Origin of the sequence: Candidatus Phytoplasma solani, from assembly GCF_041729705.1 — a bacterium.
In the GTDB taxonomy this organism is placed as follows: domain Bacteria; phylum Bacillota_I; class Bacilli_A; order Acholeplasmatales; family Acholeplasmataceae; genus Phytoplasma; species Phytoplasma solani.
This window is the reverse complement of sequence record NZ_CP103788.1, coordinates 162,213-178,114: the sequence shown is the minus strand read 5'-3', so window position 1 is coordinate 178,114 and position 15,902 is coordinate 162,213. Positions and strand designations below refer to the sequence as shown.

Annotated in this window: 12 protein-coding genes; 11 read left to right on the top strand and 1 reads right to left on the bottom strand. The window is 28.9% G+C overall.

Going from position 1 to position 15,902, the window contains the following annotated elements; genetic code table 11:
- Positions 1-15: 15 nt before the first annotated feature.
- The 7 genes from psc1_RS00850 to metG all read left to right on the top strand — a co-directional run bounded on the left by psc1_RS00850 (position 16) and on the right by metG (position 8,761).
- Entirely contained in the window at positions 16-1,557 is a 1,542-nt protein-coding gene (locus psc1_RS00850; protein ID WP_373375687.1) for an MATE family efflux transporter, read from the top strand.
- 347 nt (positions 1,558-1,904) lie between these two features.
- The gene (gene truA / locus psc1_RS00845; RefSeq protein ID WP_122225369.1) at positions 1,905-2,636 is read left to right on the top strand and encodes a tRNA pseudouridine(38-40) synthase TruA; all 732 of its coding nucleotides are present in this window, start codon (positions 1,905-1,907) and stop codon (positions 2,634-2,636) included.
- Positions 2,637-2,721: 85 nt separating this feature from the next.
- The gene (tmk, locus tag psc1_RS00840; RefSeq protein WP_023161363.1) at positions 2,722-3,351 is read left to right on the top strand and encodes a dTMP kinase; all 630 of its coding nucleotides are present in this window, start codon (positions 2,722-2,724) and stop codon (positions 3,349-3,351) included.
- Positions 3,330-4,286 carry a DNA polymerase III subunit delta' gene (locus tag psc1_RS00835; RefSeq protein ID WP_122225368.1) on the top strand — a complete coding sequence of 319 codons (957 nt, stop codon included), beginning with the start codon at positions 3,330-3,332 and terminating at the stop codon, positions 4,284-4,286. The genes tmk and psc1_RS00835 overlap by 22 nt, the downstream gene beginning before the upstream one ends.
- Before the next feature lie 55 nt (positions 4,287-4,341).
- On the top strand, positions 4,342-5,211 hold the full coding sequence (gene rsmI, locus psc1_RS00830; RefSeq protein WP_023161365.1) for a 16S rRNA (cytidine(1402)-2'-O)-methyltransferase: 870 nt from the start codon (positions 4,342-4,344) through the stop codon (positions 5,209-5,211).
- A 77-nt stretch (positions 5,212-5,288) separates the two neighbouring features.
- Entirely contained in the window at positions 5,289-6,773 is a 1,485-nt protein-coding gene (locus tag psc1_RS00825) for a leucyl aminopeptidase (protein WP_023161366.1), read from the top strand.
- A 443-nt stretch (positions 6,774-7,216) separates the two neighbouring features.
- Positions 7,217-8,761 (top strand): methionine--tRNA ligase, encoded by a 1,545-nt coding sequence (gene metG / locus psc1_RS00820; protein ID WP_023161473.1) that lies wholly within the window; start codon positions 7,217-7,219, stop codon positions 8,759-8,761.
- Positions 8,762-8,891: 130 nt separating this feature from the next.
- Here metG and psc1_RS00815 read toward each other — a convergent pair whose 3' ends face one another.
- The gene (locus psc1_RS00815; protein ID WP_023161474.1) at positions 8,892-9,227 is read right to left on the bottom strand and encodes a hypothetical protein; all 336 of its coding nucleotides are present in this window, start codon (positions 9,225-9,227) and stop codon (positions 8,892-8,894) included.
- Positions 9,228-10,034: 807 nt separating this feature from the next.
- Here psc1_RS00815 and rsgA point away from each other — a divergent pair.
- From rsgA to psc1_RS00795, 4 genes are all read left to right on the top strand, one after another.
- Positions 10,035-10,955: a ribosome small subunit-dependent GTPase A gene (rsgA, locus tag psc1_RS00810; RefSeq protein ID WP_023161476.1), complete on the top strand. Its 921-nt coding sequence runs from the start codon at positions 10,035-10,037 to the stop codon at positions 10,953-10,955.
- Positions 10,956-11,150: 195 nt separating this feature from the next.
- Complete coding sequence (gene ychF / locus psc1_RS00805) at positions 11,151-12,242, top strand: redox-regulated ATPase YchF (RefSeq protein ID WP_023161477.1); 1,092 nt, start codon at positions 11,151-11,153, stop codon at positions 12,240-12,242.
- Positions 12,243-12,282: 40 nt separating this feature from the next.
- A complete protein-coding gene (ileS, locus tag psc1_RS00800) occupies positions 12,283-15,018 on the top strand; it encodes an isoleucine--tRNA ligase (RefSeq protein ID WP_373375686.1) in 2,736 nt (911 codons plus the stop codon).
- Entirely contained in the window at positions 14,996-15,781 is a 786-nt protein-coding gene (locus psc1_RS00795; protein WP_373375685.1) for a YitT family protein, read from the top strand. The genes ileS and psc1_RS00795 overlap by 23 nt, the downstream gene beginning before the upstream one ends.
- Positions 15,782-15,902: the final 121 nt, after the last annotated feature.

Genomic DNA, 15,902 nt, shown 5'->3' with positions numbered 1-15,902 from the left:
TTGATAAAATATATAATGTTATTAGTATTTTTTTTTACATTATCACCAAAACAAACAATCATTGGAGGTTTTATGATAGTTCAAAAAAAACAGCAATTAGCTAAAGAAAAATTTAGAATCGCTGAAGAAAATCAAAGAAAGTTTTTTTTAGAAGGCAACTTATGGAAAGTCATTTTATATGTCACTTTTCCTATTATGCTTTATTTAGTTTTCCAAACTTTCTTTAACGCTTATGATATTGTAGTCGTTAATAGAAATCAAACACAAAATCTCTATTCAGATAATTTTTTATCGTCTATGAATCGGGTGCACATCGTTAAAGAAATTTTAATGCCTTTTGGGGCTTCAATCGCCACTGCCGGCGTTATTTTAGTTGGTCGAACTTTTGGACGCAAAAATACCGAAAAAATGCGTCTTTATTTAGCTCAAACCTTTGTGGTATCAATTATTATAGGAGTTATTGTTACTTTTTTATGTACTGTAGTTTTTAAAAACATTATTTTACATCAATTTGTTGATTTATCTAAGATCAGCGACCAAAAACAACAAAATGAATTAACCAATTATTATCTTATTATTATTGCTTCTCTGGTTTGCATTATCATTAATATCGTTTTTTTAGCTTTAGAACGAGCTAAAGGTAATAATAAAATGGTTTTATGGACAACTTTAGTCAATGTTGTTGTTAAAATCATTTTATCTTTGGTTTTTTGGCACTTCGGAGAAAATATCACTTCTTTAGCTTGGGCAACTTTGGCTGCTCATGCTATCATCACTTTATTTGTTTTTTGGTTTTTGTTTTTCAACCAAAACAATCATTTAAAAATTATTTTGAAAAAATTTCGTTTTGACAAAGCTTTTTTAAAAAACCTTTTTATCTTAGCTACTCCTGTTTGTGCTAGTATTATGACTTGTAGTATTGGTCGAATGGTTATTAGTATGATTATTAAAAATAATTATGATAACGGAGCGGGGATTGATGCTCAATTAATTTTAGTAGTTACTGTTAATAATATTTTTTTAAATATTATTAATGCCTTTGCTGATTCCCAGAATGCTATTATTTCTCCAAATTTAGGTCAAAATAACATGACTCGTGTTTTTGATACCTTCAAAAAGATTCTTATTGCTATCTTTGTGTTAGCGATCATCGGTAGTTTAGTTAATATTTTTTGTTATCCAACTATTTTGTCTTGGTTAACTGGCAAAGACAATTTAACTACCGAGAACTCTCCTGAATCATGTACTTTTAAAATATTATTGTATTTCGAAACAACAGCCTTATTTTTAACTTGTACTTCTATCATTTTATTTAGTTTTTTTACCTGCTTTAAAAAAACCAAAGTTTCTTTAAGTATGAATTTAGTAAGAATTATTGTTGGTATTTTTTTTCTACTACTTTTTAAAGAGGCTCATATTTTTAAAATGGATGATGATGCCACTAAAGTTGGTTTAAGTCTTTTGTTAGGTAATTTATTCTGTCTGATTGCCACTTTAGCCTTATTCATTCCTTTTTATTGCCGACTTAAAAAAGAAAATATTATTTTAGAAGATTAATTTTTGCAGTTTTTTTTCTTTTAAAACTTATTCAATTTTCAAAAGACTCTAATTATTAGGGTCTTTTTTTGCTTTAATTAAAAGTTGTATGTTAAAAAAATTACTCAGTCATTTTACTTTAGTTATGTTATCCTAAATTTTTAAAAAAATATTATTGCAAAATTTACTTTTACCGTCAATAATGTTTTTTGTTAACTAGTTAACTTTCTTTGGCTCACTGGTTTTGTGATATAATAATAGTTAGTTCATCAATATTTTCTTCTTTTTTGCTTTTTTTGCACTGGTACTTTTTGATTGACCGTCTTTTCGACCCCTTAACTTTAAAATTCTTTAACTAGGAGGTTAATTTGCGACATTATTTTTATAAATTGATTTTAAGTTATGATGGTACTCTTTATCATGGCTACCAAAAACAACCCAACACTAAGACCATTCAACAAACCTTAGAAGATACTTTAAAATTAATGACTAATTGCATAATTAATACAATTGCAGCTAGTAGAACCGATAAAGGAGTGCACGCCCAAGGTCAAACACTCCATTTTAAAACTCCTTTTTACATCATCGCTCAACAATTTAAAACAACTTTGAATCACCTTTTACCCCCAGATATTAGAGTCAAACAAATGCAAATAGTCCCTTCTACCTTTCATGCTCGTTATTTAGTCAAATCAAAAACCTATCATTATTTTTTTGCCAAAACACCCCTAAATGCTTTTAATTATCGTTTTCAAGTTTTTTATGCCAACCTTGATTTTGCTAAAATGAAACTAGCTCTCAGCTTGATTGTAGGTAAACATGATTTTACTTCTTTTACCAACGAAAAACAAAACAAAAAATTTATCAAAAATATTTTCCATGCTTTTTTCAAAGAAACTTCTCAACAATATATTTTAATCATCCATGCCGATGGTTTTCTAAGATATATGGTTCGTTTTTTGGTAGGAAGTTTAATTGAAATTGGCAAAAATAGACTGTCTTTAGAACTTTTCCAAGCTATGTTATGGCGTCAAACTAAGCAAAAAGCCACTTTTTTAGCGCCAGCTAAAGGTTTGCTTTTGAAAAAAATTTTTTATTGAACTTTTCTTAGTTTAGTTTTTGTCTTTATCAACATAAAAATTTTTAAGTTCAATTCATCAAAAAAAAGGAGAATTTATAATCATTATGTTTATTACTTTTGAAGGCGGCGAAGCGGCAGGAAAAACAACTTTAGCGCGCATTTTAGCTAAAAAATTAAAAAAAGACAATTATGAAGTACTTTTAACAAAACAACCAGGCGGGTACCCATCTTTTAGTTTCATCAGACAAACCCTTTTAAACCCTGAGATGCCAGCGATATCTTTACAAACCGAAGCTTTACTTTATGCAGCCGATCGGATCGAACATTTAAATCATATAATCCTTCCAGCTTTACAAAATAAAAATATCGTTATTTGTGATCGTTATGTTGATTCTTCTTTTGTTTATCAAGGATATGCCAGGCAATTAGGCAAAGATTATATCGCCCAAATTAATGATTTTGCTTTAAAACACCCCCCAAACATCACTTTTTATCTCGATTTAGATCCTGAGATTGCCAAAAGAAGATTAGCTTTTTTTCGTTCTGGTACACAAAATCGTCTTGATTTAGAAAAAGTGCAATTTCATCAAAAAATCCGCGAAGGTTATTTACAATTAGCTAAACAAGAGCCCAACCGCATTATCACTATTAACGCCGATGATTCTTTAGCTAAAATATCATTTGTGATTTATCGAAAAGTAAAAGCTTTATTATGTCGACTAAACCATTGTTAAAACAATTTTTAAAAATAATTTATAACAACAAATTATCTCATCTTTATTTAATCACTGGTCAAACACTAGCACAAAGAAAAGAATTTGTCTTTGAATTATCTTATCAAATTTTTAAATTTAAAGAACCCCAAAATGAGCATCTTTTTACCAAGCAAGCTTTAATCAAGGGCATAAATACTAATTTTTATTACCTAAACAAAGACAATCAGCTTTTAAAAAAAGAGCAAATATTACAATTACAAAAAGTTTTCCACCAAGCTCCTTTGTTTGGTCAAGAAAGAATTTATGTTATAGAAAAGATTGAAAAAACCACCTTGGCGGCTGCCAATTCTTTGCTTCATTTTTTAGAAAATGCTCCCAAACACACAATAGGTTTTTTGTTGACTAGTAATTTAGAACAAGTTTTGCCAACCATTGTCTCTCGTTGTCAAATTATTAACCTTAATAACTCTAAATTCGATTTGCTATTAGATGAAAAAAAAACAAGTGATTCTTTTGATTTGAGCCTCAGTGCTTTAATTAATCCCAATCCTAACCAACAAACACTTTTTATTGAAAGTCAATATTATCAACATTTTAAAAGTTTTTTTCTCTTTTTTATTAACAATTGGCAAGCGTCTGCAAGTTTAAAATTAGCTATTGTCACTTTTCCTTTTCCTCCTGCAATTATCAATATTTTCGCTGATTTTTTGACTGATTTTATCTCCGTTTTATTAAGATGGTTTTTAGATTTGATGTATGAAAAAAACAAATTACCTCTTTATTTTAGAAATCAAATCAACCTTAAAACCTCTTTTCAAACTTTGACTTTGCAACAAAACATCAATATTTTAGAAATCATCAAAAGATATCACCAAAAAATAAATCATGTAGTCAATCCGCAAAATATGTTATTTGCTTTGATGATCGAACTAGAAGAACAAAGGGGTTTTTAAATTTATACCCCCCAAACAATATTAATCCGTATTTGGACATAAGGTAAAAAAAAATATGTTATTTAAGCAAAAAAGTTTTTCCAACAATCAAGCCACTTTATATTTGGTAGCAACTCCAATTGGCAATTTAGAAGATATCACCTTTCGAGCAGTCAATATTTTAAAAAAAGTTGCTTTGATTTTAGCAGAAGATACCAGAACAGCTACAACACTTTTATCCAAATATCAAATTAAAGCCCCTTTGCTTTCTTATTATCAATATAACCAAAAAAGTAGATTATCTCAAATTTTAGAGTTCCTGTTGCAAGGTAAAAACTTAGCTTTAATCAGTGATGCTGGCACTCCTTTAATTAGTGATCCTGGTTTTGATTTGGTTGAAAAAATACAAAAAGCAGGCTTTAACGTAGTTGCCATCCCCGGAGCCTCAGCCTTTTTAACCGCCTTTGTCACCTCTAACTTACCCGCCCCTTTTATTTTTTTATCGTTTTTATCACGTTTTCGTCAAACTTTAGAAAAACAATTATTAAAATATAAATATGCCACCGAAACTTTGATCATTTATGAATCACCTCATCGTATCAAAAAAACTTTATCATTGATTTATCAAATTTTCGGCAACCGCAAAATCTCTTTAGCACGTGAATTGACTAAAAAATTTGAAACTATCATCAATTGTGATCTTGCATCAATCATACATGAAACTCTCAATCATAAAGGCGAATATGTTTTATTGGTGCAAGGGAATCCCAATCCTTATCAACATCTGCTTTTATTAAACATATCTGAACATGTCCTTTTTTATGTTAAATTAGGTTTAAGCCAAAAAGAGGCTTTATCAAAAGTTGCCAAAGACCGAAAAACGAATAAAAAAGAGATTTATCGCATTTATAATAATATTGAATCGACAAGTAAAATCAAACAATAAGTAAGATCATTTATTTTTTACAAGAAATAAAAAAATTAATATTTACTTAAAAATCCAAAGAAACAAGGTTATAATTTATGAAAATTTATTTTAAAAAAAATTATTCATCATCAATCGAAGCTGATACAGCTATCGTTTTACAAGTCCAAAATGTAAAAAATTCTTTCGGTTTAACAGAAGTTGATCCAAAAGGGATTGCTACAAAAAGTTATGTCAGAGAAAATTTTCAAGGAGCTTTTGGTTCACAAATAAAATTATTATATCCAGAAGGCTCTCCGGTCGCTTGTTTAAAAGTAATTGGCTTAGGGAAAAAAACCAACCTTAACGATGAAATTTTTTTAAAAGTTGGCGGTCTTTGTTTGTCTAATATCACCAAAACTTCTAAAATAATTGTTTTTATTGATGCTTCTGTTTCGCACATCATGCATTTTGTTTTAGGTATGTTATTAAAAAATTATTCTTTTAACCGTTATCACACCCGCAAAAATAATGCAAACTCAGCTAACTTAACAAAAACAGAAGTTACTTTTATCACTGAAAATGCCTATATTTGTCAACAAGAATTGCAACAAGTTACATCGCTTTGTCGAGGGGTGAATTTAACCAAAGAATTAGTCAATGAACCAGCTAACGTTTTAGGAACTTGTGAATTTGTAGAAAAAATTAAACAACTAAGACAGTTAGGTGTAGAAGTTGAAATCTTAGAAAAAGAAGCATTAGAACAATTAGGCGCAAATGCTTTATTAGGAGTAGCACAAGGTGCTGCCAGACCTCCTTATTTAGCAATTATGAAATGGCATGGAGACAAAGACGCAACCTTACAACCCATAGCTTTTGTTGGTAAAGGTGTTGTTTTTGACACTGGTGGAATTTCGATTAAACCTTCTTTAAATATGGAAAATATGAAATCTGATATGGCAGGCGCTGCTGCCGTTGTAGGTTTGATGCATACCTTAGCAGATAGAAAAGCCAAAGTTAATGTGGTCGGAGTAGTTGGTTTGGTTGAAAATATGCCAAGTTCTAATGCTTTACGTCCCGGCGATATTATTAAATCTATGTCTGGACAAACTATCGAAGTGATTAATACCGATGCCGAAGGAAGGTTAGTTTTAGCAGATGCTTTATGGTATTGCAAAACTCAACTAAAACCTAAATTTATGATCGATTTAGCGACTTTAACTGGGGCGATCGTAGTTTCTTTAGGTTCACAATATGCAGGTCTTTTTGCCAATGATGACCAATTAGCTCAACAGTTAATCCATTCAGGCCAAGCTACAGCAGAAAAGGTTTGGCAAATGCCTTTATCACAAGAATACGATCAATTAATCAATTCTCGCTTTGCTGATATGCGAAATTCTGTAAGCAATTATGGGGCAGGTTCAATTACTGCTGCCCAATTTTTAAAACGTTTTGTAGGCGAGGATATCCCTTGGGCACATATAGATATCGCTGGTGTTGCTGCGGGCAAAACATTTAATGAATTTAATACCTCTTGGGCATCAGGTTTTGGAGTGCGTCTTTTAAATCATTTAATACAAACTTATTACGAAAAAAATAAATGACTGTTGTTTTAAAATAGTTATAACATTAAGAAAGCATCTTTAGGGGGGTGTTATAAAAAAGTGTAAATGTTTTAGACGCATTTTTAACAGGCTATTTTTATTTTTTTATTTTTTTTAAACAAAAATTCAATAAGTTGGGGGTGAAAAAAAGATAAAACAATTATTACTTTCATATTATAAGGCACAATATTTCCTAAAAGGTTGCCAAATTTTTTTCATTTTTTACACAACTGTGTTAAAAAATTTTTGATAGAGTTTTGGATGATTGTTGAAAAATCATTTATTTAAAATGCATTTTTTTTCTTAAAAACACTAAAAAGACTAGTTGCAAAAACTAGCCTATTTAGGTATTAAAAATTAATTCATTTACACTTTTTTATAACAGTGCATTAGTGAAGTGCTTTTTGACAAATATACCACAATAACATTATTAAGGAGTTTCTATGAAATCCAAACCTAAATTTTATCTTTCTACCTCAATTGCTTATGCTTCCGGTATTCCTCATATCGGTAACGTTTATGAAGTTATTTTGACTGATGCGATTGCTCGTTTTAAACGTCTCGATGGTTATGATGTTTTTTTTCAAACCGGAACCGATGAACACGGACAAAAAATTGAACAAATGGCTCTCAAACAAGCCAAAAAACCGCAAGCATATGTCAACCATATTTCTTCCGAAATCAAAAGAATTTATGATTTAATGCAAGTTAGTTACGATTACTTTATTAAAACGACCGATAAGGCTCATCAAGCCTCAGTGCAAGCTATTTTTGATAAGTTGCATCAACAAGGAGATATTTATTTAGGACAATATCAAGGTTTATATTCAGTCGCCGAAGAAGCTTATATTTCAGAAAAAGATTTAGTTGATGGAAAAACTTTTAACGGCGAAACTCCCATTTTAATAACCGAAAAGACTTATTTTTTTAAACTATCCAAATATCAAAGTAAACTTTTAGACTATTTAGAAAGCAATCCTGATTTAATCAAACCAAAAACCCAAAGAAAAGAACTTTTAAACCTTTTAAAAGAACCTTTAGATGATTTATCTATTTCTAGAACTTCTTTTAAATGGGGTATTCCTGTTTCTTTTGAACCAAAACATGTTATTTATGTTTGGATTGATGCTTTAAGTAATTATTTGACGGGTTTAGGTTATCATCCGAATGAAACATCGCAACAATTTCTTCATTATTGGCCTTGCGATTTACATGTAATTGGCAAAGATATTTTAAGATTCCATCTTATTTATTGGCCTATTTTGTTAATGGCGCTTAAAATTAAATTACCTAAACAATTTTTAATTCACCCTTGGATTTTATTTGATAAAAATAAAATGTCAAAATCAAAAGGAAATGTTTTATATGTTGATGATTTACTAAAAATTTTTTCCGTTGATACTATTCGTTATTTTGTTTTACACGAAATCCCTTATGCAAATGATGGCAATATTACTTATGAATTGTTAGCAGAAAGACATAATAGTGATTTGGTCAACCTTTTTGGCAATTTAGTCCACCGTGTTTTTGGGATGTTAAAAAGTTATCGCAATTATCAATTAACTCAAGTTTTAGTCTCGCCCGAACAATTACAAGAATTTGATTTGTCGCAAAAATCATTGTCAGTATTACCTTTGATCCGTCAAAAAATCAAAGACTGTAAAATCGGTGAAGCTTTGGAAGAAATTATTCAATTAGTGCGATTTACTAATAAATATATTGATCTTATCGAACCTTGGAAATTGGTTAAAATACCAGAAAAACAAGCCTTTTTAGATTATGTCTTGTATTCTTTAACAGAAACATTAAGGTTTTTAGGTGTTTTATTAAAACCTTTTTTGCCTCAAACAGCCGAAAAAATTCTTTCTCAAATTAAAGCTCAAGATGTTACTTTTGAAAGTTTAAAAACTTTTGGTTTGCTACCGACTCAAAAATTAATGCCAAATGAAATGTTATTTCAACGTATAGATCTAGATTCTGTTTTTTAATTAAAATAATTTTTGTTTGTTTTCCTTGTAAAGTTTAGAAATAAAAAGAAAAAAAGCTAAATTGTTTATTTTTTTCATAAACAGTTTAGCTTTAATATTTTAAAACAATAAATTTAATTTTTTAAGCTTTTTATGAGATGTCTAAATTATCCATTTTATAGCATACTTTATAACGATTAATAAGATTTAAAATATATGCGATAAAAAACAAAATTGACGCTAAAAATACCCCTAAAAGAATATTTAGCCCAGCAGCTGATAAAATATCTTGTATTTTTGAAATATCTAAATTAGTTTTATCAATAATTTTTAAATCTATTTGAAGTTTTGAAATTAAAGAAAATAAGGGAAAAATTATAACAAGGAAAGAAACGAATCCTAAAACAAGGGTCCAAATAAAACGACTATAAAAATTATTAGGAATTACTTGTTGATCTTTTTCTAGCTTATCTAAAAATTGATACATTGATCCTTTATTGATAATATCTATAAAAAAACTTATGATATAACTTATAATACCAAGAATAACTAATAATCCAATAATTTGTGAATTAAAATTTTTTAAAAAAATAAAAATTATAAAACCTAATTTTAAAGAAATTGAAATAAACCATTTATTTAAAAAAACATTTATGATTTTGGTTATATAAATGATGAGCAATCTTTCCTGTTTTTTCAAAAATTTTGTATTCATTGAAAAAAAACAAGAGACAATAAATAATTGATAAATAAATACTAATTCTACTAATGAAACTTAAAACAAAAGTGATCCAAAAAAGAGTAACAAAATAACTTTTTTCTTTTTTTGGTGGTAAATTAGGATTAGAAAAATTTTGCATTTGCATTTAGATGCCTCTCTTTCAATAATTTCTATAAATTCTTAATAATTCTTAATATTACAATGAATAAAAAGTTATTATTCACAAAAAAAATTATATCATTTTTTTTAATAAAAAAATCGAAATTTAATGATAAAGATAAGCAAAAAGCAATTAAAAAGTATAATAAAAAAAATTCAAATAAATTATTTAAAAGACATACTCAAAGTTTTTAAATTAGAAAGATTTTTTTAAAAAAAGTTAAAAAATAATTTTTTTTGAAATATTTATTTTTTTTATAAATTAAGATGATGTTTACATGATATAATAACATTAATTAGTGTTTTTTTTAACTCTAATAAACTATAACAAATACAATCTAATTTTTTTATAGAAAAAATAAAATGTATGTTTTACAAAACCGTTAGCACAAAAAAAGAAAAAGGAGATATGGTTTGACAAAAGCCTTAGTTATCAGATTTTTAGCTGGTATTTATTACATCCAAGATTTAAAAACCCAAACCATTTTGGAAGCTAAAAAAAGAGGCACTTTAAAAAATGCTAATTTGAGTCAAAATAATCAGTCCAAAAATAATCGCCATGAGGAAAACATTAAAGTCGGTGATATTGTCGTTTATGAGTTTTGTCATGATAAGTATTTCATTCATACTATTTTACCACGCAAAAATAAATTAAAAAGGCCTAATATTGCAAACATCGACCAAGTATTGTTAGTTTTTTCTTTGGTTAAACCAAATTTTCAAACACTTTTATTAGATAAATTTTTATTGATTTTAGCCCAACAGCAATTAAATTTAATCTTGGTTTTTTCGAAAATCGATTTACTTGACAAAAACACTTTAACCCAAATCAAAAAACAAATTAATTATTATAATCAATTTTACCTTTGTTATTATGTCAATTCAAAGCAATTGATTGGTATTGATGTTTTAAAAAATATTTTTAAAAAAAAAATTACTGTTTTAGCAGGTCAAACAGGGGTCGGAAAATCAACTTTATTGAAGGCTTTAATCCCTGATGCTTATTTAAAAACCCAAGAAATTTCCGAAAGTCTAGGCAGAGGCAAACATACTACCAAAAATGCTCAATTATACCCTTTTAATCATGGGTTTATCGTTGATACTCCTGGATTTTCGAAATTAGATTTAAGTGGTTTTGTTTATCAAGATTTAAAAAATTTTTATTTTGATTTTGTTCCATATACTCAAAATTGTTTTTTTGGTAATAATTGCCTCCATTTGCAAGAAGAAAAATGCGGTGTTAAAACAGCCTTAGCAAATGGCAAAATCATGGCTTCACGATATACTAACTATCTTTATTTTGTAAATGAAATCAAAAAAAAAAGAAAAAGATGATCTTAAAACACTTCTCTTGCAATATTTTTATTAATTCTTTTGTTCTTTGAAGACATCTACAATAAATTCATCTTTTCATCCCTTATATTTATTAATTTTAAGGTTTGATCATAAAAACTACAAAAATTATTGCATGAAGTGTTAAATTTTAAAAGTAATAAATTACTGGTACAACCACATAAAGGAGAAACAACTATGAAAATAGGTATTATCGGTTTACCGAACGTCGGAAAATCAACTTTATTTAACGCTTTAACCAAACTACAAGTTTTAGAAGCTAATTACCCTTTCGCCACAATCGAACCAAACGTAGGAACAGTCGAGGTTATAGATCCACGTTTAAAAGTTTTATCCAAAATTTTTCATTCTAAAAAAACTATTGCCGCTTTAATAGAGTTCAGAGATATCGCTGGTTTAGTAGCTGGCGCTTCACAAGGTGAAGGACTAGGGAATCAATTCTTAAGTCATATTCGTCATGTCGATGCTATTTGTCATGTTGTAAAATGTTTTGAAGACCCCAATATCGCTCATGTTATGGATAAGAGCGATCCTTTGGAAGAAATTAAAATTATCGAAACCGAATTGGCTTTATCCGATTTAGAGCAAATTGAAAAGCGTTTACAAAAAATAGCTAAACAAAAAAAGAAAGGCGACAAAGATTTAATTATCGAACACGCTCTTTTGACTAAAATCAAAAATCACTTAACTAACGAAATAGCAGAAAAATTGGTTTTAAGTGATGAAGAGTTAAAAATGGTCAAAAACTTTAATTTATTATTTCTAAAACCCTCTCTTTATCTAGCTAACATTAAAGAACGTGATTTAATTAATATAAATGCTAACCCTTTTTTGCAAAAAGTCTTAGCTTATGCACAACAAAAAGGCAAAAAAGTAATTCCTCTATGTCTACAATTAGAAAAAGAATTATCTTTCTTAAAAACCCAAGATAAAGCGATTTTTTTGCAAGATTATGGCTTAACTCAAACAGCCTTTACTAGATTAATTCAAGAAAGTTATCAGCTTTTAGGTTTACAAACTTATTTTACCGCCGGCCCGCAAGAAGTCCATGCTTGGGCTTTTACAAAGGGTTTAAAAGCACCTGAATGTGCTAAAATTATTCACACCGATTTTCAAAAAGGTTTCATCAAAGCCGAAGTACTCGCTTATCAAGATTTAATTGAAGCTCAAACTTTCCAAAAAAGCAAAGAAAAAGGCAAAGTTAGAATCGAAGGCAAAGATTACTTTGTCCAAGATGGAGATATTATTACTTTTAGATTTAACGTTTAAATAACCTAACGATCGAAATAGAAGGAAATGAAATAAGAATATGCAAAATTATAAAAACACTTTATTAATGCCTAAAACTGATTTTCCAATGAAAGGTAATTTAGGCATCAAAGAAGTTGATATTCAAAACAAGTGGCAAAAACTTAATTTATACCAAAAAAAATTACAACAAAACCAAGGATTGCCTTCTTTTGTATTGCACGATGGACCTCCTTATGCTAACGGCAATATTCATATTGGGCATGCTTTAAATAAAATTTTAAAAGATTTTATTATTCGTTTCAAAAATATGACAGGCAAATATGCTCCTTATATTCCTGGTTGGGATACTCATGGTTTACCTATTGAAGCCGCAGTGCTTAAAAAATTAGACTCTAAAAAGCAAATGACCAGAAAAGAATTTTTGCAAAAATGCCAAACGTTTGCTTTAGAAAATGTGGAGAATCAAAAAAAACAATTCCAAAGATTAGGTATTTTAGGTGACTGGAATAATCCTTATTTAACTCTAAACCACAGTTTTGTTGCTGATCAAGTCCGTATTTTTGGCCAAATGCTTCAAAAAGGTTTAATTTTTAAAGCTTTAAAGCCAATTCATTGGTCTCCTACCTTACAATCAGCATTGGCAGAAGCTGAATTAGAATATCATAATCACATCTCGCCTTCTATTTATGTCGCTTTTCCGATAGAAAAATCTAATTTATTCAAAAATACTTCTTTAGTTATTTGGACAACCACTCCTTGGACTTTGCCGGCAAATATGGCAATAGCAGTTAATCCCAAACAAACATATCAATTAGTTGAAGTGGCAAAAAAAAGTTATTTAGTTGGCAAAAACACCTTAGCTAAGCTTCAACAAATCTTAGCTTGGGATAAAAACGAAACTAAAATTATTAAAACTTTCCAAGGGACAGATTTAGAACACCTGCAATACCGCAATCCTGTTGTTCCTAATGTAGGTCAAATCATTTTATCAGATCATGTTTTAGATAACGAAGGTACAGGTTTAGTTCACATTGCTCCCGGTCATGGCTTAGACGATTTTATTGCTGGGCAAAAATATAATTTAACAGTTGTTTGCAGTATCGATCAAAAAGGATCAATGACTCAATGTGCCGGCAAATATGAAGGCTTATTTTACACCAAAGCTAATGATGCTATTATCGCCGATTTGAAATTAAACTCCCATTTGTTAAAAGATGATGTAATCACGCACTCCTGCCCTCATGATTGGAGAACCAAAAAACCAGTCATTTCTTTGGCTCTTCCTCAATGGTTCGTTTCTATTAAAAAAATTAAAAAAACTTTATTGGAAGAAATCAAAAAAGTCAATTGGGTGCCTCAATGGGGTAAACTAAAAATGACTAATATGATTAAAGATCGTAAAGATTGGAATATTAGTCGTCAAAGAACTTGGGGAGTACCAATTCCTATTTTTTACTCCGAAAATAACCAGCCTATTTTAGATTTGCAATTAATCAATCATGTCGCTGATTTATTTGAAAAACATGGTATTGAAATTTGGTATGAGTGGGATTGTAAGCGACTTTTACCTCCTAATTATAACCACCCTGAAAGCCCAAATGGTATTTTTACAAAAGAACTTGATATTATGGATGTTTGGTTTGACTCAGGGACATCTTATAGCATTTTACCTCAAATTAAAGACGTTTATTTAGAAGGTACAGATCAATATCGAGGCTGGTTTAATTCTTCTTTAATTACTTCGGTTGCTGCCTTTCAAAAAGCCCCTTATAAAACAGTGATTACACATGGCTTTGTTTTTGATGGACAAGGTAAAAAAATGTCTAAATCTTTAGGTAATGTGATCGATCCTTTAGTAATTGCCTCCCAAAAAGGAGCCGATATTATTCGGTTGTGGGTTGCAAACACTAATTATAATTTGGATGTCCGAATTAATGCTTCTATTTTAAATCAAATCGAAGATATGTATCGTAAAATCAGAAATACCTTTCGTTTTATGCTTGGTAATTTAAATCTTTTTGATAAAAGTAAGCATTATCTTGCTTTTGAAAAACGAACCCCAATTCATCAAGCAGTGATAATGGATTTAGAAGAAGTGTTAAAACATGTAACACACGCTTATGAAACTTATAATTTTGAAGCCATTTTAAGACACTTATTCCCTTTTATCACCAATAAAATTAGTGCTTTTTACTTTGATTTTATCAAAGATATTTTATATATCGAAACACAAGATCATTTAGAAAGACGCATGATACAATCAACTATCTATGATTTGTTATTGGCGTTTTTACAAATTTTAACTCCCATTATTCCGCACACCACCTCAGAAGTTTATAGTTTTTGTTCTTTTTTTGACAAAGAAGATGTTTATTTAGAATCTATTCCGCAATTAAAAAATTATGACAACTCATCGATTTTATTAGAATATCATAATTTTTTATCTTTACGTAAAAATGTTTTGCAAGCTTTAGAGCAAGCTAGACAAAATAATATTATCAACGCTTCTTTGCAAGCCCACATCAACTTATCTTTAACTGAGGCACAAATGCATACTTTAGCTGTATTACAAATTAAAGAACAATTACATCAACTTTTTATTGTTTCAAAAGTGACCTTAACCCAAAAGGCAGTTTTTGCTGTAAAAGTAATAAAAACAGAAGGTTTTGCTTGTAAACGTTGCTGGAATGTAATAATTGATGAACAACAACAAAATCTATGTCCACGTTGTCAAAGAATTTTACAACAAAAAAAGGAAACTATTTTAATTTATGAAAAACAAGAAAAAACTTGAAATCAATTATAAGCAAGAAATTAAAAAATTATTAATTATTTTTGCTTGTTTAATTGGTTATGACTTAATTAGCATTTGGGCTTTTAATTGTACCGGATCAAAAGCATATGAAACTGATCTTTATCCTGGCGGCATTCATGGTTTAGGTGATTTAATTGGTAAAATTTTAAACAAGGCAAATTATTTAGCAAACGATAATATTACTACTTTTGCGATGATTTTTTATCTCATTATTAATGTTTTGCTTCTTGGGTTTATCGCTTTTCGTTATTTAGATTCTTATTTTACAATTACAACCGCTGCTGCTGCATTATTCTTGCCTTTGATGGGAGTTTTTTTGCAATGGCAAGTTAAAGAAGGATTTTTAAGTGAAACTGAACGTTTTTTTTACATTTTTAAAACAGAAAGTAATTTTTTAAGTGATTCACTAAGAGCAATTTTTGCTGGTTTATTTACCGGAGTTTTTAATGGAATTGTTATTAAAATTGGTTCTTCGACCGGCGGAATTGATATTGTAGGTAAATATTTATTGGTTTATAAAAGAAAAAATATTGCTTCAGTGATTCAAATTTTTAGTTATATAATTGTTTTTATTGGTATTTGCGCTAGTTTTTTTTACTTCAATTCGCTGCTATTAGATCAACTTTTACCAGGAATTTTTTGTGCTCTTTTAAGAATTCAATTAACTGTTTTTGTAATAGGTTTAATGAATCCTATCGACTCAAAAAATAAAAAATTATGTACTCAAATTCAGCCAAACTGATTTTTACTAGTTTGGTTTTTTTATTTCTAAAAATTAATATTTTTCAAAGTTTGTCAAAAAAAGCACAATATCTCATTCATTATATTGAGACAATAATTCTTGCGCTTTAACAATAATTTTT